Genomic DNA, 19,550 nt, shown 5'->3' on the forward strand with positions numbered 1-19,550 from the left:
CTCCTACAGATTCAGCGTTGCGGCGTTAAAGTTGTTCTTGCGAGGGCTTCTCTGCCTCAAGCACCTCAGCCGCTTTGTCCTGGCGCGCCTCCTTGCTCCACTGCAAGATGATCATGATCAGCGTCGGAACACCCAGCAGTGCGGTGATCAGGAAGAAGTTGTGATAGCCATACTTCTCCACGACGACCCCCGAATAGCCTCCCAACAAACGCGGCAGCAGCAGCATGATCGAGCTGAGCAGCGCGTATTGGGTTGCCGAGAACTTGAGGTTGGTCAGGCTGGATAGATACGCCACGAACGCTGAAGTCGCCAACCCAGAGCTGAAATTGTCCAGCGAAATGGTCAGCACCAGCATCTTCAGGTTCGGCCCCATGTCGGCCAGCATCAGGAATAGCAGGTTGGTGGCAGCTGAACTCAGGCCGCCAATGAACAGAATCGGCATGATGCCAAAACGCACGATCAGCAATCCGCCAAAGCCTGCGCCCAGCAGCGTCATGATCAGGCCAAAGATCTTGCTGACACTGGCGATCTGATCCTTGGTAAAACCCTGATCGATATAAAACACGTTGGCCATTACGCCCATGACCGTGTCTGACATGCGATAGGTAGCGATCAGTCCGAGCAACAGAAATGCTTGCCAGCGATAGCGCAGGATGAAGTCGTTGATGGGCGTCAGTACCGGCGCCAGGCCGCGTCGGCCCATTGAAGACAGGCACGCGACAGTCAGTACGATGTAGAGGATGGCGCGCAGAAAGGCGCGGTCTTCCATCAGCAAGTCCGTCCAGCTGGCGTTCTGAAACAGCACGCTGGCGAAGTCTGTGTTGTAGAGCTGGGTAAACATCGCCGGGACCGACACCAACAGCACGATCAAGACGAACACCGAGGCCAGTTGGTGCGCGAAGCCATAGCGCGCCGCCGACAGCTGGGTGCGCAATGCCACAGGAGGCTCGCGCATGATCAGGGTTGTGATCAAGGCTGGCAGCATCAGCAGACCGAACAGCACATACGTGCCTGTCCATGCAGAGTGTTTGTAGGCGAAGCCCGTAGACCCAAATCCTTCAGCGAAATACAGCGCGCCCGCCGTGGCTAGCAGCGCCGCAACACGGTAGCCAGACATGTAGCTGGCCGCGAGGGCGGCTTGCTGAGTGTCGTTGGCGATTTCCAGGCGATAAGCATCGATGGCGATGTCTTGAGTCGCTGAGGAAAACGCTACGACGACGGCAATTGCGATCAGCCATGAAAGGTGCTGCTGCGGATCGCAGAAGCCCATGCCGATCAAGCCCAGGATTACCAGACTCTGCGACAGGACCAGCCAGGAACGACGTCGACCCAGCTTGCCCAGCAGCGGCAGGCGCCATTGGTCGAGCAAGGGTGACCATACCCATTTAAAGGCATAGGCGAGCCCGATCAGGCTGGCATAGCCGATGGTTTCACGGGCGACACCGGCTTCACGCAACCAGACCGACAGAGTAGAGAACACCAACATGTAGGGCATGCCCGCAGCGAATCCGAGCAACAACAGCACTAACGTCGAGGGGCTGGCATATGCGGCGAGCGCGGCGCGCCAGGTTTTACGGGGCATGGGCTGGAGTCTGCCTCAGGTTACGAAAACAAAGGGCGCACTCTAACCGCTGTGCTCTATCGGACGCCAGCCATGACGCCGGATATCTACCCGATTGTTCTCCACAAGGACGCCTTCAGCGCGTAAACGGGCGCGTTGTTCGTCGCCTGAGGTCGTCCCGACCGACAAGCTGACCTTGCCACCAGCGCCTATCACCCGGTGCCACGGCAGTGAACTGCCGTCTGGCAACTGGCTCAGGGTTCTTCCGACCCAGCGAGCAGCGCGGCCCAGGCCTGCCAGTTCAGCCAGTTGCCCGTAAGTGACAACTTTTCCTTCCGGTACCTGATTGAGCGTAAGGTACAGCGCAGTACGCCGCGCCTGGGCCGGGTCCATACCTGTCGGGTCCGCGCAGTGCCGTTGCTCGCTGGTCACCATTTCCCTCCTGTTTATAGGTCTGTTTATAGCTGTTTTATAGATGGGCGGCTGTCCGGGTTTTGAACTACAGAAAAATCCCACTGTCTGTGTTTTCTGTGCCCGCGGCGGTCTTCGATTGCCTTGACGTCATCTTCGCAGATGATGCCCGATTTTCCGCTAACTGAGCCTCCTAGTTGCTTATGCTGACCAGAACTCTGCTGTTCCTCGCTGCCTCCATCGCCGCCACTCCGTTGCTCGCCGACACCGTCTGGTTGAAGAACGGCGACAAGATCACCGGTACCATCAAGCTGTTCGACGGCGGCAAGCTGCTGATCGAGACCTCCTATGGGGGCGCAATCCCTGTGGACTGGAAACAGGTCAAGACCCTGGAGAGTGACCAGCAGTTGATGGTCAAGCAGGATCAGTATCAGGGTGAAATTGCCAAATCGTTGAAAGCGTCGGATGACGGCAAAGTCACGCTGACCAACGGCGAGGCGCCAAAAACCGTCGAGTTGGCCAGCATTCAGCAGATCCTCAAGCCCAAGCCGGTCATCACTGATCTGGTATGGAAAGGCAATGTCGATCTGGCAATGGACTTCCAGAAGGCCGAGAACGATACCGACGACTACAACCTGGCCTTCAAGACTTCGGCTCGGCATGGTCAATGGCGGCATAACGCCAAAGGCGATTACAACCGCGAAACTCAGGATGATGTGGTCAGCACCGACAACTGGAGTGCCGAGTACTCCATCGACCGCTTCCTGACCGAGAAATTTTTCTGGGATGGCCGGATCAGCTACAAGCGCGACAAAGTGGAAGACCTGAGCCGTCAGCGTGTTGTGGGTACGGGCCCTGGCTACCAGTTCTGGGATGACGAGTTGGGCGCTTTCAAGCTCGGCGCTCTGCTTAACCGCACTGATTACGAGTTCTCCAACGGGAACAAGGAAAACTTCTATTCCGTGGCGGGTACGTGGGACTACAACCGCTTCCTGATCGGTAAAAAAGTTGAATTCTTTACCAACGGTGAGCTAGGCAGGCCGTTGAGCAACGTTGCTGATTACGCACTCGATGCAGAAGTAGGGCTGCGTTACAAAGTCACTGACTGGGCTTCGTTGAACCTGAAAGCCGAGAAGAACGTTATCAGCGGCTCCGACGATGGCGATCTGGACAAAACCCGCTACACCGCAGGCTTTGGTGTGACCTGGTAAACGGCTGGCTAGCCTGTTTTCAGATATCTCCCGCTGCATTCGTTATTCGGCGGGAGAGAAATTGTGGGGTGCGTTACAAACCCCGTGGGAGCGAATTCATTCGCGAAAGGGCCGGTATATCCTCAGCCTGTTTGAAATACGCTCTTCCCGAATAAATCCGGTACCACGGTCAACGCCAGCCTCGGCACGCAACTCCCCCCAAGCGCTGCAAAAAAAAGCTGATCGTAATAATTTTTAACTTGTCTTGCGAAGCCGTGCACGTGCCCAATCACTGCTGATTATTGTTCAGCTTTATTTATACGTGCGTCGACCGTCGACGAGTTCGTTACGAGGAGTCACTGGATGAGTGTGAAGGCTATCAAGCAGGCGCGGGAGCTGCTGCTCAAGGAATACAGAGGCGTGCTGTCCACGCACTCCAAATCCATGCCGGGTTTCCCTTTTGGTTCTTCGGTACCGTATTGCCTTGATGATCAGGGGCGACCTCTGATTCTGATCAGTCGCATCGCTCAGCACACCCACAACCTGGGCAAGGACGCTAAATGCTCGCTGTTGGTGGGCGAGCGCGAAGCTGACGACGTTCAGGCGACTGGACGCGTGACGGTCATGGCTGAAGCCCAAAAGCTTGTTGAAACGGACGCCATCGAGAGCGCTGCTCAGCGCTATTACCGTTTTTTCCCTGAATCGCAGAGCTATCACAGCGCCCATGACTTCGATTTCTGGGTATTGGTGCCGGTGCGCTATCGCTTTATCGGCGGTTTCGGTGCAATTCACTGGCTGGATCACGTTGAGCTGGCGAACCCGTTTGCGGGCTCCGCTGAAGCCGGCATGGTCGAGCACATGAATGCTGATCACGCCAACGCCATTGCCCACTATGTGCAGCTCACGGGGCTGCCACAAGGTGAGACGGCACAGTTGGCAGGTATCGACAGCGAAGGCATGCACTTGCGCATCGGTCAGAGCCTATACTGGCTGGCTTTCAGTGAGCCCTGTAATACACCGAAACAAGTCCGCGAAGCCTTGGTTCAGCTGGCTCACGCGGAAAAATGGCCCACTCGTGATAGTCAGGAGGCTTGAATTCACGCTTTGATGACGTCACGTAGGGTCTACTGCAAGGCATTCTTGCGTTGAGGAATTCAATTGATGCGTGTTTTTCTACTGCTGTTCCTTCTTTTTCCGGTATTGGAACTGTTCGTTCTGGTGCGGGTGGGCATGTCGATCGGCTTCTTTCCGACATTCCTGATGGTGGTCGCAACCTCGCTGTTGGGCCTGTTCGTTATCCGGGTTGCCGGGTTTGCTACTGCCATGCGTGCGCGTGAAAGCCTGTCGCGTGGCGAACTGCCTGCCCAGCAGATGCTTGAAGGCTTGATGATTGCCGTCGGTGGCGGGCTTCTTCTGTTGCCGGGCTTTATCAGCGACATTCTTGGTGTGATCTGCCTGTTGCCTGTTACACGTCGGGTGCTGGTCAACACCATGCGCAAACGTGCTGAAGAGCAGGCTATTCGTCAGCGCGCCTTCGCAGAAGACATGCCGGCGAGTAACGATCCGGGTCGTCCGGGAGCGATCCACCCTCCGACTCGCGAGCCGGATGTGATCGAAGGCGAGTTCGAACATCGCGACAAATAATCGCCTCCATAGCCCCGCTGCGCGGCACCTCAGGGTGCCGCGTGTGTTTTATGACGCGGTAACTTTCAACAAAAAAATTCAATGGCTGGCCTTGTAATCACCATGCCCGCCCTTATGTATGGGTCACCGCAAGGTTTCTGGCCATTTCGCCAGACCGTATTCTGCGGTTCGCTCGTCGAACCGCAACCGGCAGCGCCGGATGTTTTAACCCGCCGGTGTCTTCACTGGCCGTTCAAAAACCATAATTAGGAGATCGACAATGAAGCTTCGTCCTCTGCATGACCGCGTCGTAATCCGTCGCAGCGAAGAAGAATCCAAAACTGCTGGCGGTATCGTTCTGCCAGGTTCGGCTGCTGAAAAGCCAAACCGTGGCGAGATCATTGCTGTAGGTACCGGCCGCGTGCTGGACAACGGCGAAGTACGTGCGCTGGCCGTGAAAGTGGGTGACAAAGTGGTGTTTGGCCCGTACTCCGGCAGCAACACTGTGAAAGTAGATGGCGAAGACCTGCTGGTGATGAGCGAGAACGAAATTCTCGCGGTCGTCGAAGCCTGAGTCACCCCACTAGTTTCCGTTACTACTCAAAGTATTTAAGGAAGATCGATCATGGCTGCTAAAGAAGTTAAATTCGGCGATTCTGGCCGTAAAAAAATGCTCGCCGGTGTCAACGTCCTGGCTGACGCAGTAAAAGCAACTCTGGGCCCAAAAGGCCGTAACGTCATCATCGAGAAGAGCTTCGGTGCTCCTCTGATCACCAAAGACGGTGTTTCGGTTGCTAAAGAAATCGAACTCAAAGACCGTTTCGAAAACATGGGCGCGCAGTTGGTCAAAGACGTTGCTTCCCGTGCAAACGATGACGCTGGTGACGGTACTACCACTGCAACCGTTCTGGCTCAGGCTATCGTCAACGAAGGCCTGAAAGCCGTCGCTGCCGGCATGAACCCGATGGACCTCAAGCGCGGCATCGACAAGGCGACCATCGCCATCGTTGCTGAACTGAAAAAACTGTCCAAGCCTTGCACCGACACCAAGGCTATCGCTCAGGTAGGTACTATCTCCGCGAACTCCGACAATTCCATCGGCGACATCATTGCTGAAGCCATGGAAAAAGTGACCAAAGACGGCGTTATCACCGTTGAAGAAGGCACTGGCCTGGAAAACGAATTGTCCGTTGTTGAAGGCATGCAGTTCGACCGTGGCTACCTGTCCCCGTACTTCATCAACAAGCCAGACACCATGGTTGCCGAGCTGGACAGCCCGCTGATCCTGCTGGTCGACAAGAAAATCTCGAACATCCGCGAAATGCTGCCAGTTCTGGAAGCAGTGGCCAAAGCTGGCCGTCCGCTGTTGATCGTTGCTGAAGACGTTGAAGGCGAAGCCCTGGCGACTCTGGTTGTGAACAACATGCGTGGCATCGTCAAAGTTGCAGCCGTCAAGGCTCCAGGCTTCGGCGACCGTCGCAAGGCAATGCTGCAGGACATCGCTGTCCTGACTGGCGGTACCGTTATCTCCGAAGAAATCGGCCTGAGCCTGGAAACCACTACCCTGGAACACCTGGGTAATGCCAAGCGCGTTGTGCTGAACAAAGAAAACACCACCATCATCGACGGTGCAGGCGTTCGCACCGACATCGACGGTCGCATCTCGCAGATTCGTCAGCAGATCGGTGACACCACTTCGGACTACGACAAAGAGAAACTGCAAGAGCGTCTGGCCAAGCTGTCCGGCGGCGTTGCAGTTATCAAAGTCGGCGCTGGTTCCGAAGTTGAAATGAAAGAGAAGAAAGCCCGCGTTGAAGACGCCCTGCACGCTACTCGTGCAGCCGTTGAAGAAGGCGTGGTACCTGGCGGTGGCGTAGCTCTGGTCCGCTCCCTGCAAGCAATCGCCGAACTGAAAGGCGACAACGCCGATCAGAACGTTGGTATCGCTCTGCTGCGTCGCGCTGTAGAAGCTCCACTGCGTCAGATCGTTGCCAACTCCGGTGACGAGCCAAGCGTTGTAGTCGACAAGGTCAAGCAGGGTTCGGGTAACTTCGGTTACAACGCTGCTACCGGCGAATACGGCGACATGATCGAAATGGGCATCCTGGACCCGGCTAAAGTGACTCGCTCTGCTCTGCAGGCTGCGTCCTCTATCGCCAGCCTGATGATCACCACCGAAGCCATGATCGCTGACGCTCCGGACGACAAAGCACCAGCTGGCGGCGGTATGCCAGACATGGGCGGCATGGGTGGTATGGGCGGCATGATGTAAGCCAGCTTCACCGCTTAGCTGTAACCCATAAAAGAACCCCGCCTTGTGCGGGGTTTTTTTATAGGCAGGATCCTGGCTTTGCTTCAGCAGGCTACCGCCCCATACAAGTCTCAAGAACAACGCCAAACGAGCGTCGGAAGGCTGAGCGCAGGTGTCGTGGTGTGGGTTGCTCGGCATGGATGCCGAGCGAGCGCCGTTGGGCCATGGATGGCCCGTCGGCGCGTGCCCACACCACGGCACCGGAGTCGAAGGAACCCCTGCGAAGCAGGGGCCGCACGTCAGCGATAAATGGTTTCCCCCCTTTGCCGAAACAAAGGGGGTCGACCGTCAGTGCGAAACCAAAATAAGCAGCACAAAAAATGTTGTTGCCACCCGATGTCAAGCTCACCTCAAGTAACTCCATCTGCTACTGGCTCTTGCCCACCGTTAGCCTTAAGCTGCGCCAGCCTATTGCTGATGGAGGGCGTGCACATGCGAATTCTTCTTGTCGAAGACAACCGGGACATCCTGGCCAACCTTGCCGATTATCTCGGCATGAAAGGCTATACCGTCGATTGTGCACAGGATGGCCTCTCCGGATTACATCTGGCGGCAACCGAACATTACGACCTCATCGTCCTCGACATCATGCTGCCTGGCATTGATGGCTACACCCTCTGCAAACGCCTGCGTGAAGATGCGCGCCGCGACACCCCGGTCATCATGCTCACCGCCCGCGACCAACTGGATGATCGCCTGCAAGGCTTCCGCTCCGGTGCAGACGACTACCTGCTCAAACCTTTCGCCCTGTCCGAATTGGCGGCACGCATCGAAGCCGTATTGCGCCGTGCCCAAGGAGGCGGGCGACGCACCCTGCAAGTCGCCGAACTGGTCTACGACCTCGATACGCTGGAAGTAACCCGTGAAGGTCGTCTGCTCAAGCTCAACCCGGTCGGCCTGAAGCTGCTCGCCGTTTTGATGCAGAAAAGCCCGCACGTACTGCGTCGCGAAGTCTTGGAAGAAGCCCTCTGGGGTGACGATTGCCCGGACAGCGACAGCCTGCGCAGTCATGTGCACCAGTTGCGTCAGGTCATCGACAAGCCTTTCGACAAACCGCTGCTGCAAACCGTACACGGTGTCGGCTACCGCCTGGCCGAGGGCCGGGATGGAGTTTAAGCAAAGCCTTGCTCAACGCATCATCATCGCTTTCGCGTTGATGAGCGCGTTAGTGGCGGGTTCCTTTGCCATGGGGATCGTCGCGACTGTCCACCTGGTAGAAGAGAAACTGATTTCAGCTGGCCTGGGCGGCGACCTGCACCGTTTACTGCTGCTCGACAGTGTCAGCGACTGGAGTCACCGTCCGGAGCCTGATCAGCTGTTCTATTTCAGCGGCGGCCCCGGCGATTTCGATATACCCAGCGACCTCCGGCACCTCGATCCAGGCTTCCATGAAGTGTTTCGTGGCCCGCTGTCGTATCACGCCATGGTCGAAGTCGTGGACGGACGCCGTTATGCGCTGCTTCAGGATCAGAGCGATTTTGAAGAGCGCGAGCGGGTCTTGTTCGCAGTCGTGCTGGTGGGTTTCGTGCTTGCTTTAGGACTGGCGGTGTTCCTGGGCTGGGTGTTGGCTCGGCGGGTTATGGCGCCTGTTGTGCGATTGGCCCGGCAGGTACGCCATCGCGATCAGCTACTCGGCCTGGCACCGCCGCTGGCACCCGATTACGCCGCTGACGAGGTGGGTGAACTGGCCGTCGCCTTCGATGCGACGCTGGGGCGCTTGCGTCAGGCGTTGACTCGCGAGCGTATGTTCACCAGCGATGTCAGCCATGAGCTAAGAACCCCCTTGATGGTACTCGCCAGCTCCTGCGAGTTGCTGCTGGACAATCCGGCGCTTGATACCCGGGCGAGGGCGCAGGTCGAGCGGATTGCCCGGGCTTGCGAAGAGATGCGTGACCTTGTGCAGACCTTTCTCATGTTGGCCCGCACGCAACGTGAAGACGCCAACATGGTCCCCAAGGTGTCACTGCAGAGTGTTGCTGAAGACCTGATCGCACTTTGGCGCGACCCTATCGAAAGCAAAGGGCTGCAACTGACCGTTCGATCGATCGGCTCAAACGAGCCTTCAGGGATCCTTTATAACTCCACTTTCCTGCATGCGGTCATGGGTAATCTACTGCGCAATGCCTTGCACTACACCGATCAGGGATTCATCACCCTTACGTTGCAGCAGGAAGGCTTTCTGGTGGAGGACAGCGGTGTCGGAATCCCGGAGGAGAAGCGAGAAGCCATGTTCGAACCTTTCGTGCGGGGCAATGAACAGCGCGGCGAAGGTCTTGGCCTGGGCCTGTCACTCGTTCAACGGATCTGTGAGAACCAAGGGTGGAGTGTCAGCCTCAGCCCGATGGAACCCAACGGTTGCAGATTCAGTGTGAAACTCAGAAAGTAAACCCAGCTTCTTTTTCGCCCGTTAAATAACCGCCTTGTTTCAGTTCTGAAACAAATCTGACGCCCGCCTTTGTGCTTTGTAACAGGGCTGCTAACTCATTGAAGTATCTGGAAACATTCGTCCTCCTGCCCGACATTTTTTTCACATAAGCATGACCTGATCATGACAGCGCGCTGGCTATCTTGAGTTCATCAACTTCAGGAGCCGCCCCATGAGCAAGCGCATCGAGCTTGAGTTCTCACGCAAGTACGACCAAGAGCATGCCCAACAATATTTGCAAAAGCATAAGGACAATCTGTCCCGTCGCTTGTCTCATTGGCGCGATGAGCAATTGGCAAGGACTGCTTTGCATCGTGCGGGTGATCCTGGGTTAGTGCTTGATCTGCCCTGTGGTGCAGGTCGTTTCTGGTCACTGCTGGCGGAAAAATCGAACCGGATGATCATCGGCGCAGACAACTCGGCAGACATGCTCAAGACCGCTTGTGCTGCTCAGCCTGCAGAAGTGGTGAAACGGGTACAACCCTTGCAGACATCTGCATTCGACATTGACCTGCCCGATAACGCCGTGGACAGCATTTTCTGTATGCGGCTGCTGCACCACGTCGGTCAAGCCGATCATCGCCTCGCTCTGTTAAAGGAGTTTCAGCGTGTTACACGTGACAGTGTGATTGTTTCACTTTGGGTGGATGGCAATTTCAAAGCATGGAAGCGCAAGCGTCTCGATAAGCAGCGCATCGCGAAGAATGGGCAGGATAGTTACCAGAATCGCTTTGTGTTACCGGCCGCTACTGTTGAGGCCGAATTTGAGCAGGCGGGATTTCGTATTCAGGAGCGGTTGGATTTCTTACCGACGTACGCCATGTGGCGTGTGTACCTATTGCGCAAGAGGTAACAAGATGGGCGTGCAAGTTGCTGTGGAGCCCACGGTTTTAAAGGATGAGCGTTTCGATTTTTTCTGGACGCAGCACGGAGAATGGGTTGAAGAACCCAACCAGCGTCGCGGTGGCGAAAGCGGCGTACAACGAGTGTTTACCGAGAATGGTCGGCTGATTTACGTCAAACGGCAGGTCGGGCATATCTATCGCAGCTGGCTGCACCCGTTCGGGCGACCGACCGTGTTGCGCGAACGCGACGCCATCCAGGGCTTGAGCGAGCTTAATGTCAACGTTCCCAAACTGATTTTCTGTGGTGCGCAACGTGATGAAAGCCATCAGTGGCGTGCGTTGCTGGTGACTGCTGCGCTTGACGGCTATGTCGAGCTGGATAACTGGTATGCCGCAGGTGGCCGGGAGCAGCATGGCGAGGCCACTCATGATCAAGTGCTCCAGGAACTGGCAAGCAATCTGGCGCGCATGCATTTGGGGCGCTGGCAGCATGGCTGTCTTTACATCAAGCATGTATTTGTTCGTATCGTCGGCGAAGGTGCAGATGCCAAAGCTGAAATTGCGTTGCTCGATCTTGAGAAGTGTCGACGCCGTTTGAACCCTGTTGCTGCCGCCCGTCATGACCTCAGACAATTGCGCCGCCACTCGTCGTTCTCATCAACAGATTGGCAGAAGTTGGTCTACTTTTATCAGGCAGCGTTTGGCAGCGCTATCAAGGGTTTAGACTAATGAAACTAGAACTGGCACGAGGTTTGTTCATTCTAGGTGCGCTGGTGGTCACTTCCGTCGCCATGGCCGCTTGGGTTGAGCCTGGAACGAAGGTTTTGAGCGCATTGCATGGCGAGGGGCATTGTCCGTTGCCCCGGATAGCGAAGACGCATGACACGGTAAGCCCAAGTCATGATCTGTTGCTCCTGATGTTCGGCCTGGCTCAAGGCTCGGGAACGGCGCGTTAGCTCTCACGGCTTTCGCAACATCGACTTTAAGGCCCCTTTATTGGGGCCTTGTTGTGTCCGGCGTTAGTCCGCGTGGGGTTCTGGTTCCGGACCTGTCACAGGCTTTTTATCAGGCGCTGCGAGCAGGGTGTAGACGCAGGGCAGTACAAACAAGGTGAATAAAGTCCCGACCGACATCCCGGTGGCGATGACCATACCGATATCAAAGCGGCTGACAGCCCCGGCGCCCGTTGCCAGGATCAGCGGCACCATGCCGAAGACCATGGCAGCCGTCGTCATCAAGACCGGACGCAAACGGATGGCTGCCGCTTCTTCAACGGCCTCGCGAACTGACAGGCCCTTGTCGCGACGTAATTGATTGGCGAACTCGACGATCAGGATGCCGTGTTTGCTGATCAGGCCTATCAGTGTCACCAGACCCACCTGGGTATAGATGTTCATGCTCGACAGGCCGAGGAACAGCGGGATTAAAGCCCCACAAATCGACAACGGAACCGTGACCAGAATCACCAGCGGGTCGCGGAAGCTTTCGAACTGAGCGGCCAGTACCAGAAAAATAATCGCCAGCGCCATCGCAAAGGTAACCCACAAGGCGCTGCCTTCCTGCACGTATTGTCTGGACGCGCCTGCGTAGTCGTAGGCATAACCGGCCGGAGCTTCTTCACTGGCGATCTGTCGGACTGTTTCGATGGCCTCTCCCATACTGACGATGGGAAAGCCCTGAATGATCGCCGAGTTCAGTTGCTGGAACTGATTCAATTGCCGAGGGCGGGCCCGGTCAGTCACTTTGATCAGCGTCGATAGCGCCAGTAGCTGGCCATCGCTGCTTTTCACGTAATAATTGTTGAGCCAGCCGGGGTTGTCACGATAGGGGCGCTCGACCTGAGCAATAACCTTGTAGCTGCGGCCTTCGATGGTGAACCGGTTGATTTCCTGTTCGCCCAGCAGGGTCGCCAGCGTGCCTCCGAGGTCTTGCATGGAGACACCCATTTGCGCAGCCTTTGCGCGGTCTATATCGACGACAACTTCGGGCTTGTCGAAGGCGAGGTCGATGTCCAAAAACGCAAATTTTCCAGACTCGGTCGCCCGTGCCTTGATCCGTTCGACAACTTGCAACAATGACGCGTAGTCGTTCGCGGTATTAACAACGAACTGAAAAGGCAGACCTTCGCCGGTGCCTGGGAGCGACGGCAGATTGAAACCGAAGATCTGCAAACCGCTGATGTCTGCCAGTCGTGCCTGGACCTCGGGGAGGATCTCCATCTGTGTGCGATTGCGCTCGTCCCATGGTTTGAGCAGGAAACCGCCTATGCCCGTCTGCACGCCGTTGAAGCCATTGATCTGGAACGAGGAGTAGTACTCGGGGAACTCCTTGAAGATCTTGATGAACTGGTCGGTGTAGGTGTTGATGTAGTTCAGGTTGGTGGGCTGCGGTGACGTCGCCATCATGAAAATGATGCCCTGATCCTCGTCGGGCGCGAGCTCTGACTTGGTGAACTTGAGCAGTACCGGAATCAGACAGAGCACGATAACCGCGAAGACCAGCACCACCGGACGTGTGTCCAGGGTGCCGTGCAGCATCCGCTGGTAGCGCCGCTTCAGCCTCTCGAATGCCTGATCGAGCTTGTGTGAAAGGCCGGTGGGGTTCTCGTCGCGACGCAGAAGCAGGGCGCACATCATGGGCGAAAGGGTCAGGGCAACCACGCCCGAAATCACCACCGCGCCCGCCAGAGTGAGAGCGAACTCCTTGAACAGCGCACCGGTCAATCCTTCCAGAAAGCCGATAGGGGCATAAACCGCCGCCAGGGTGACAGTCATCGACACCACCGGCATGGCTATTTCCCTGGCCCCCTCTATAGCGGCATCGAAGGGTGTTTTTCCCTCTTCGATGTGCCGGTGAATGTTTTCCACGACGACGATTGCGTCGTCCACCACCAGCCCGATTGCCAGCACCATTGCCAGTAGTGTGAGCAAGTTGATGGAGTAGCCCATCAGTTGCATGAAAAACAGGACACCGATCATCGACAGGGGAATGGTGATGACCGGAATCATTACTGAGCGTAGAGCCCCGAGAAACAGGAACACCACAACGATGACGATCAGTACCGCTTCAATCAGGGTTTTAACCACCTCGTTGATGGATGCTTGAATGAACAGCGTTGCGTCGTAAGCGATGGAAACTTTCAGGTTGGGCGGCAGCTGACTTTCCAGCTCCGGCATGATGCGCCGTACCTCTTTGATGACATCCAGAGGGTTGGAGCTGGGTGTGCCTTTGATCCCGATATACACCGACGGTGTGCCGTCGAAAGAGCTGACGGTGTCGTAGTTTTCCGCGCCCATTTCTACCCTCGCCACGTCACCGAGCAAAACCCGGCTGTCGCCTGCGGTCTTGAGTGGGATGGCGGCAAAAGCTTCTGCGGATTTCAGCTCGGTGGTCGCATTGATGCTGGTGACCACATATTCGCCTTTGACCTCACCGGCAGCGGCCAGAAAGTTGTAGCGCCGGACGGCGGTGGTCACGTCGGCGGCCGTCAGTCCGAACCCTGCCAGACGCACCGGGTCGAGCCAGAGGCGCATGGCAAATACCTGATTGCCGAGGATCTGTGCTTCTGCCATGCCCGGTAGTGTTGCAAGCTTGGGTTGTATGACACGCGACAGGTAGTCCGTGATCTGCGGGTTACTCAGTTCAGAGCTGTAGAAGCTGACGTACATCAATGCCGACGCATCGGCGGCCTCCTTGCTCAGTACCGGGTCTTCAGAGTCCTGAGGTAATTTGTTTTTTACTTCGTTGGCCTTGGCCAGCAACTCGGTGAACAGCCGATCGCTGTCGGCACCGATCCGCGCATAGATGGAAATAACGGAAAAATTCTGGCGACTCACCGATGTCATGTAGTCAATGCCCTCGGCGCTGGCCAGACTTTGCTGCAAGGGTTGAGTGATATAGCCCTGGATGGTTTCAGCATTGGCACCGGGGTAGGCCGTGGTGACCGTAATCAGGGCATTTTCCATCTGCGGATACTGGCGAATGGTCAGCTTGCTGAAGGCCTGAAAACCCAGCAGTACGATCAGCAGGCTGACCACCGTGGCGAGGACCGGGCGACGAATGAACGGATCTGTAAAAGCCATGAGTATTCCTTGATCAGTCAACCTGCGGCTGGCTGTTCTGTTCGGCTTGCAGTGTCTGATCTGCACTGATGGCGACGTGTGCACCGGCATCCAGTTTCAGCTGCCCGCCGCTGACTACTTGTTCACCTGCCTTGAGGCCCTTGGTGATGATGACCAGCCCGTCGCGGCGCTCGCCGGTCTCGACGAAACGACGTTCGACAATCAGCTGTAGTTCGCCTTTAGCGTCTTTCTCTGGCGTGCCTTCGGAGTTTTTCTTCGGCAAGACGACGTAAACCGAGTTGCCATAAAGCGTGTAGGTGATGGCGCTTTCGGGAATGACCACCTGAGTTTTCGGGCCGGGGAGCAATACCTGCAGATTGGCGAACATGCCGGGGAGCAAGGTGCTCTGCGGATTGGGCAAGGTGGCGCGAATCAGCACGTTGCGCGTGGCCTCGTCGACCTTGGGATTGATTGCGCTGATCGTGGCCTCGAAACTCTGGTTCGGGTAGGCCGCTACGTTCACCAGCGCGGTTTGCCCGACTGTCAGTTTTGGCAGCGCCTGTTCGGGCACATTGAAGTCCACGTACAGGCTGCTCAAGTCTTGCAACGTAGCGATCACGGTTCCGCTGGCGAGGTAATCACCAACATCCACCTGGCGAATCCCGATCGTGCCGCTGAAGGGTGCCAGAATGCGTTTCTTCGCCAGAGAGGCATTGAGTTGCGCGACAGTAGCGCTGGCTTTTTTGAACTGGGCTGCAAGTTTGTCGAAATCACCTTTGGAGATGGCCTGGTCGCCGACCAGCCGGCTGCCGCGGCCGTACTCGACCTGAGCCAGTCCCAGATCAGCTTCTGCGGTGCCCAGCAGGGCCTTTTCGACGTCGCTGTCCAGTTGCAACAGAGGCTGCCCGATACGGACTTTTTGCCCTGACTCAAACTGCACGGTCTTGACCGTCCCCGCGATCTCCAGACTCAGCTCCACGCCTTGCAGCGCCTTGAGCGAGCCGATGGCGGCCAGGCGGTTCTGCCAAGGCCGTTCGCTGGCGGTCGCAACAGCGACACTGATGGGTGGTTTGGGGGCCGTGAACTGTTGAATCTGCTGATAGACAGAAAACGCCTTGTAGGCCGCGAGCAGCAGCACTACAAGCAACACAACCCCGAGCATGATCAGCATCCGGCGACGCAGCATATCCATTTCCTTGGAGAAAACCGGGTGAGCCCGGCGAGCGACATTGCCGGATATTACAGCGAGAGCGTGCAGGTCGGTACAGTAAAAGACGTGCTTTCAGTGTGTGCTGAGTTTTCCTACAGCCGAGAAATCTCTGGCGCTAGCAGAGGACCTGTAGGAGCTGCCGAAGGCTGCGATGGCGTTGTGTCAGGCGAGAGCTTTCGCAGCCTTCGGCAGCTCCTGCAAAATCCCAAGGCATCACACCAAATGCAGATGGTTATCCCAAAGCCCCGCAGGCAGTTCCAGAGGCTTGGCGAGCAGCTCGTTTTGGCGGCAGTCGTAAAAGCGGCAACGGCCTTGCCCGGAGGTCACTACAAAACCATCTTTTACCGCACCCACCCCGGCGCAGTCGGGCAGGGCGGTGTCGAGGCGTGTTGCGCCGCTGTCCATGTCCCAGATGAAAAACCGGTTGCCCCTCGGTGCAGTGAGCGCTATCAGCCGCAACTCGCTATGTACCGCAACGCTGGCGGTGTAGTGCCCCATGGATGCCAGTTGCTGCTCTGGTACCGGGAAAGCCACAAATGGCTGGCCCGGACGTTTGATTGCCAGCAGCTCCGAGGATTCGTGAGCATCGCCCATGAATTGCTGACCGGACACGATGGTGCCGTCGCTGGCGATACCCAGGTGACGAACGCTGTTCATGGGTTGCGCCAGGGTTTCCTTGCTCAGCAACGTGCCGTCGCGCTGCATCAGGACCAGGCTCGGTTGCATGGCATTCAGGTTCATCTCGACGCGGCTCTCAGCCTCGGTCCGGATCCCGCCATTGGCCACCACCAACGTTTCGCCATCCGGCATCCATGACACCTGATGCGGGCCTATGCCATGGGTAGAAATTTCTCCGGTATGCACCAGACGTTCGTCGACAAACCGATACACACCAAGCAATCCACGTCCTGGATCAGTGGTGTCATTCTCGGTGGTGTACAGCCATTCGCCGCTGCTGTGGATCACCGCGTGGCCGTAAAAATGTCGATCAGGCTGCGAGTGAATGGTTTGCAGCAAGCGCCCGTCATTCAGGTCGATCAGATAGCTTTCTGTGCCCGGCCGACGGGCGACGAACAGCGCCAGACTCAGCGTCGGATGATTGATGATGTCGTGGCAGCGTTGGCCGACCTGCGTTGCAAACACCTGCTGGCCATCCAGACGATAACCCACGGCGTAATGCTGCCCGTCGCCATCGTCGCGCGCGGACAACAGCAGCGGGCTTTGGCCTTTCTGCCGGAAAAGTGTCCAGCCGCCCAAGGTGCAGGCGCTGAGCAACAGGCTTCCGAGTGCCAGGGCCTGGCGTCGCAACATCATCGTGATCTCCCGGTCAGTCGCCGTCGTTGGCGTTGAAGCCCAACTGGATGCCCAGTGCCTTGGCCAATTCACCTTCATGCAGACGATGCACGACGTTGAGGCTGTCGTAGAAGGCGTTCAACTGTTGGCGACCCTCTTCACTGGCCAGCAAATCGGCGAGCGGCGGCTTGAGCTCCGACAGTAGTTTGCGACTGGCTGCGTAAGCAGCGTCGATCTTGTCTGCCAGCGGTTTCTGCTCGGCGGGCAACAGGCCACGCAAACCTTTGTTGTCCACGCCGGCCCACACCGTCTGGGCGCTTCCCAGACTTGCTTCGAGGCTGCTCAGGGATGATTGGCTACGCCATGCGTCCGCCTGGAATGGCTGCGGCTGGCCTTTGCTCTGGCGACCCAGTGGTGTACCGAGTTTTTTCTTCAGGGTATCCAGTGCGGTGACTTGCACACGCAGCAGCTCGGCGATGGCTTCGTGGGAATCTGCATAGCGCTGGTTGGGGAATTTGCTCAGTTGCGCGAGCATCCCGTCGTTGCTGTTCCAGCGGCTGAGGATCTCTTCAGCCAGGGCTTTCTGGCGTTCGCCAATCGCCGTCAGCAATGGGCAATAACGGGCTTTTTGTTCGGGGTTGGCCATGTCGATGGCCGCATCGAACAGGATGTATTCATAAGCGGACAGGCCCTGGACCACCACGCTGGACTTGGCCAGTGCGTCAGGGCTGATCTGCGGCTGGGCCGTCACCAGTTGTTCCACCTGACGGCCGACAAGATTCTTCTTGTCTGGCCAGAACTGCACCTGCCAGGAGCGATTACCTTCGGCCAAAGGCCCGATCAGCAACGGCTGCAACTCGGCCCAGGTCTTCTGGGCGTAGAGGAAATCGGCACGGGCGGTGGCCAGATCAGTCTTGCCCTCACAGAAAGCCAAAGCGCTAGTCGCCAACTTGCGATCAGCATCAACCCAGCGGCTGTAGGTCGGCAGGATCACTTGCTTGGCAATCGCTGCCGAGGTGACCGCTTGCGGGTCCGACGGTGCGCAGGCACCCAGGGCGAGCGCGGCAAGGCTGGTGAAGAGCAACTTGGGACGGAACATGTCCGGCTCCTTATGGTTTTTAAATGAAAGAAGTCATAACGAATTCAGAAACGCCAGCAGTGCTGCGCGCTGTTCGGCATCGAAAGCCAATACCTGCCGTTGCGCGGCTTGTGCTTCGCCTCCGTGCCAGAGCACCGCTTCGAGCAGATTGCGGGCGCGTCCGTCGTGCAAAAACTGAGTGTGGCCGCTGACGGTTTGCGTCAGGCCTATGCCCCACAAAGGCGGCGTGCGCCATTCGCGGCCTGTCGCCTGAAATTCGGTGCGATTGTCAGCCAACTCATCGCCCATGTCATGCAATAACAGGTCGCTGTAGGGGCGGATTACCTGATTGGCCAGTTCCGGCTCGGCGGCATCATGACGCGTCTTGAATTGTGGCGTATGGCATTGCTGGCAGCCCGCCTTGTAGAACAGGTTTTTACCGGTAAGCACCTGGGGATTTTCTATGTTGCGACGGGCAGGCACGCCCAGGTTACGGCTATAGAACAGCACCAGCCGCAGAATGTTGTCGCTGACCTCCGGCTCGCCGTCCGGGCCATTGCCGTTGGGAGCCGCAAGGCAGTCGGTTTGTACGGGCGTGCAATCGTCGAAATTACGCAGGCTGGTCGTCAGACCCATATCGCCGGAAAACGCATGTACGTTTTGTTGATTCAGATTGGGCTGCCCGGCCTTCCAGCCAAACCGGCCCATGACGACGGTCTGTTGCTCATCGTCCCACACCCAGTTCGGGCGACCGCTAATGCCGTCGCCGTCTTTGTCGTCGGGATCAGCATTGGCCAGAATCGCCGCGTCGGGAATCGCTTCCAGCAGCCCAAGGCCAATCATTGCCGGGGCCACCCTCACCGAGGCGCGGGTTTGCGGGTGCATCGGGCCGTAGCCCAGATGAGTGATGCTCAAAGTCGGCTTGCGCAACTCGACCACCGTGCCATCGCGAAACCTGACCGGCATGGGCTCGTACTCGATGCGTACACGACCCTCCGGGGCGACACCTGGCACTGCCATGTCCTGCAACTGCCCGCCGTAAGTTGGCTCGGGCAGCACGCCATTCTTCTTGATCAGCTCTGCCTGAGCCGGATCATCAGGGATCGACAGGCGTACCAGCATCGACACGGCATTGACGTCATTGGGCTCGGGAGGATGACCGCGACCATCCTTGATATGGCAGTTCTGGCACGCGTTGGTATTGAACAGCGGCCCCAGCCCGTCACGGGCGGTGGTCGTGGACGGGGCGATCACCCAGGGGCTGCGGAAGAAACTGTTGCCTACGCTGAAGTCCAGACGCCGCGCAGGCGACAGATTCGCCGACGGCATCGAGAACGCATTCACATCCCGCTTGTTCACAGTCGCTCTGCCCCCCGCCAACGCCTCGCCAGGCTCTGCCTGCGTGAAACGCGGGGCGTCATCGCACGCACCCATCATCAGGGCACTGAGCAACACAACAAAGGGACGCAGCCGCGTAGCCATAACCATCCTGCAACGAGCCAAAAATCGGGGCGTGCAAGCTTAACAGCCTCGTCCTTTTTG

At 57.4% G+C, this 19,550-nt stretch carries 17 protein-coding genes; 10 read left to right on the plus strand and 7 right to left on the minus strand.

The annotated features are described in order from the left end of the window. Positions 1 to 25: 25 nt before the first annotated feature. On the minus strand, positions 26 to 1,582 hold the full coding sequence (locus ACYASS_RS10935) for an AmpG family muropeptide MFS transporter (RefSeq protein ID WP_463586111.1): 1,557 nt from the start codon (positions 1,580 to 1,582) through the stop codon (positions 26 to 28). A gap of 42 nt (positions 1,583 to 1,624) precedes the next feature. Then, positions 1,625 to 1,954 carry an MGMT family protein gene (locus tag ACYASS_RS10940; protein WP_463586182.1) on the minus strand — a complete coding sequence of 110 codons (330 nt, stop codon included), beginning with the start codon at positions 1,952 to 1,954 and terminating at the stop codon, positions 1,625 to 1,627. A 221-nt stretch (positions 1,955 to 2,175) separates the two neighbouring features. Between ACYASS_RS10940 and ACYASS_RS10945 the strand changes: the two genes are divergently transcribed. The 10 genes from ACYASS_RS10945 (at position 2,176) to ACYASS_RS10990 (ending at position 11,322) form a co-directional block, all read left to right on the plus strand. Then, complete coding sequence (locus ACYASS_RS10945) at positions 2,176 to 3,183, plus strand: DUF481 domain-containing protein (RefSeq protein WP_463586112.1); 1,008 nt, start codon at positions 2,176 to 2,178, stop codon at positions 3,181 to 3,183. Between the two features lie 342 nt (positions 3,184 to 3,525). Continuing rightward, positions 3,526 to 4,257 (plus strand): HugZ family pyridoxamine 5'-phosphate oxidase, encoded by a 732-nt coding sequence (locus tag ACYASS_RS10950; protein WP_463586113.1) that lies wholly within the window; start codon positions 3,526 to 3,528, stop codon positions 4,255 to 4,257. A 66-nt stretch (positions 4,258 to 4,323) separates the two neighbouring features. Continuing rightward, positions 4,324 to 4,806, plus strand: a complete 483-nt coding sequence (locus ACYASS_RS10955; protein WP_122662668.1) for an FxsA family protein — start codon at positions 4,324 to 4,326, stop codon at positions 4,804 to 4,806. A 259-nt stretch (positions 4,807 to 5,065) separates the two neighbouring features. Next, positions 5,066 to 5,359 (plus strand): co-chaperone GroES, encoded by a 294-nt coding sequence (locus ACYASS_RS10960; RefSeq protein ID WP_087264828.1) that lies wholly within the window; start codon positions 5,066 to 5,068, stop codon positions 5,357 to 5,359. Positions 5,360 to 5,410: 51 nt separating this feature from the next. After that, positions 5,411 to 7,057 carry a chaperonin GroEL gene (gene groL / locus ACYASS_RS10965; RefSeq protein WP_122662666.1) on the plus strand — a complete coding sequence of 549 codons (1,647 nt, stop codon included), beginning with the start codon at positions 5,411 to 5,413 and terminating at the stop codon, positions 7,055 to 7,057. 471 nt (positions 7,058 to 7,528) lie between these two features. Then, a complete protein-coding gene (gene colR / locus ACYASS_RS10970) occupies positions 7,529 to 8,212 on the plus strand; it encodes a two-component system response regulator ColR (protein ID WP_027900279.1) in 684 nt (227 codons plus the stop codon). Then, positions 8,202 to 9,482 carry a sensor histidine kinase gene (locus ACYASS_RS10975; RefSeq protein ID WP_463586114.1) on the plus strand — a complete coding sequence of 427 codons (1,281 nt, stop codon included), beginning with the start codon at positions 8,202 to 8,204 and terminating at the stop codon, positions 9,480 to 9,482. The genes colR and ACYASS_RS10975 overlap by 11 nt, the downstream gene beginning before the upstream one ends. Positions 9,483 to 9,693: 211 nt before the next feature. Continuing rightward, positions 9,694 to 10,374, plus strand: coding sequence for a class I SAM-dependent methyltransferase (locus ACYASS_RS10980; protein ID WP_463586115.1), 681 nt, complete (start codon positions 9,694 to 9,696; stop codon positions 10,372 to 10,374). Between the two features lie 4 nt (positions 10,375 to 10,378). Then, positions 10,379 to 11,095 (plus strand): lipopolysaccharide kinase InaA family protein, encoded by a 717-nt coding sequence (locus ACYASS_RS10985; protein ID WP_463586116.1) that lies wholly within the window; start codon positions 10,379 to 10,381, stop codon positions 11,093 to 11,095. Then, the gene (locus tag ACYASS_RS10990; RefSeq protein WP_243244842.1) at positions 11,095 to 11,322 is read left to right on the plus strand and encodes a hypothetical protein; all 228 of its coding nucleotides are present in this window, start codon (positions 11,095 to 11,097) and stop codon (positions 11,320 to 11,322) included. The genes ACYASS_RS10985 and ACYASS_RS10990 overlap by 1 nt, the downstream gene beginning before the upstream one ends. 63 nt (positions 11,323 to 11,385) lie before the next feature. Here the strand turns inward: ACYASS_RS10990 and ACYASS_RS10995 are convergent, their stop codons facing one another. From ACYASS_RS10995 to ACYASS_RS11015, 5 genes are all read right to left on the minus strand, one after another. After that, a complete protein-coding gene (locus ACYASS_RS10995) occupies positions 11,386 to 14,448 on the minus strand; it encodes a multidrug efflux RND transporter permease subunit (protein WP_463586117.1) in 3,063 nt (1,020 codons plus the stop codon). Positions 14,449 to 14,461: 13 nt separating this feature from the next. Continuing rightward, positions 14,462 to 15,613 carry an efflux RND transporter periplasmic adaptor subunit gene (locus ACYASS_RS11000; protein ID WP_463586118.1) on the minus strand — a complete coding sequence of 384 codons (1,152 nt, stop codon included), beginning with the start codon at positions 15,611 to 15,613 and terminating at the stop codon, positions 14,462 to 14,464. A 237-nt stretch (positions 15,614 to 15,850) separates the two neighbouring features. Continuing rightward, the gene (locus ACYASS_RS11005; RefSeq protein WP_122663194.1) at positions 15,851 to 16,948 is read right to left on the minus strand and encodes a DUF1513 domain-containing protein; all 1,098 of its coding nucleotides are present in this window, start codon (positions 16,946 to 16,948) and stop codon (positions 15,851 to 15,853) included. A gap of 16 nt (positions 16,949 to 16,964) precedes the next feature. Next, on the minus strand, positions 16,965 to 18,029 hold the full coding sequence (locus tag ACYASS_RS11010) for an imelysin family protein (protein ID WP_463586119.1): 1,065 nt from the start codon (positions 18,027 to 18,029) through the stop codon (positions 16,965 to 16,967). 33 nt (positions 18,030 to 18,062) lie between these two features. Then, positions 18,063 to 19,490 carry a di-heme oxidoreductase family protein gene (locus ACYASS_RS11015; RefSeq protein ID WP_463586120.1) on the minus strand — a complete coding sequence of 476 codons (1,428 nt, stop codon included), beginning with the start codon at positions 19,488 to 19,490 and terminating at the stop codon, positions 18,063 to 18,065. Positions 19,491 to 19,550 lie beyond the last annotated feature (60 nt).

Source organism: Pseudomonas sp. HP_14, assembly GCF_055283875.1.

Bases quoted from the DNA above. Each gene is read 5' to 3' on its own strand.
- ACYASS_RS10980 (WP_463586115.1), top strand. From the start codon at position 9,694: ATGAGCAAGCGCATCGAGCTTGAGTTCTCACGCAAGTACGACCAAGAG.
- ACYASS_RS11000 (WP_463586118.1), bottom strand. From the start codon at position 15,613: ATGCTGCGTCGCCGGATGCTGATCATGCTCGGGGTTGTGTTGCTTGTA.
- ACYASS_RS10995 (WP_463586117.1), bottom strand. From the start codon at position 14,448: ATGGCTTTTACAGATCCGTTCATTCGTCGCCCGGTCCTCGCCACGGTG.
- ACYASS_RS10950 (WP_463586113.1), top strand. From the start codon at position 3,526: ATGAGTGTGAAGGCTATCAAGCAGGCGCGGGAGCTGCTGCTCAAGGAA.
- ACYASS_RS10985 (WP_463586116.1), top strand. From the start codon at position 10,379: ATGGGCGTGCAAGTTGCTGTGGAGCCCACGGTTTTAAAGGATGAGCGT.
- ACYASS_RS11005 (WP_122663194.1), bottom strand. From the start codon at position 16,948: ATGTTGCGACGCCAGGCCCTGGCACTCGGAAGCCTGTTGCTCAGCGCC.
- ACYASS_RS10990 (WP_243244842.1), top strand. From the start codon at position 11,095: ATGAAACTAGAACTGGCACGAGGTTTGTTCATTCTAGGTGCGCTGGTG.
- groL (WP_122662666.1), top strand. From the start codon at position 5,411: ATGGCTGCTAAAGAAGTTAAATTCGGCGATTCTGGCCGTAAAAAAATG.
- colR (WP_027900279.1), top strand. From the start codon at position 7,529: ATGCGAATTCTTCTTGTCGAAGACAACCGGGACATCCTGGCCAACCTT.
- ACYASS_RS10940 (WP_463586182.1), bottom strand. From the start codon at position 1,954: ATGGACCCGGCCCAGGCGCGGCGTACTGCGCTGTACCTTACGCTCAAT.
- ACYASS_RS10955 (WP_122662668.1), top strand. From the start codon at position 4,324: ATGCGTGTTTTTCTACTGCTGTTCCTTCTTTTTCCGGTATTGGAACTG.
- ACYASS_RS11015 (WP_463586120.1), bottom strand. From the start codon at position 19,490: ATGGCTACGCGGCTGCGTCCCTTTGTTGTGTTGCTCAGTGCCCTGATG.
- ACYASS_RS11010 (WP_463586119.1), bottom strand. From the start codon at position 18,029: ATGTTCCGTCCCAAGTTGCTCTTCACCAGCCTTGCCGCGCTCGCCCTG.
- ACYASS_RS10960 (WP_087264828.1), top strand. From the start codon at position 5,066: ATGAAGCTTCGTCCTCTGCATGACCGCGTCGTAATCCGTCGCAGCGAA.
- ACYASS_RS10935 (WP_463586111.1), bottom strand. From the start codon at position 1,582: ATGCCCCGTAAAACCTGGCGCGCCGCGCTCGCCGCATATGCCAGCCCC.
- ACYASS_RS10975 (WP_463586114.1), top strand. From the start codon at position 8,202: ATGGAGTTTAAGCAAAGCCTTGCTCAACGCATCATCATCGCTTTCGCG.
- ACYASS_RS10945 (WP_463586112.1), top strand. From the start codon at position 2,176: ATGCTGACCAGAACTCTGCTGTTCCTCGCTGCCTCCATCGCCGCCACT.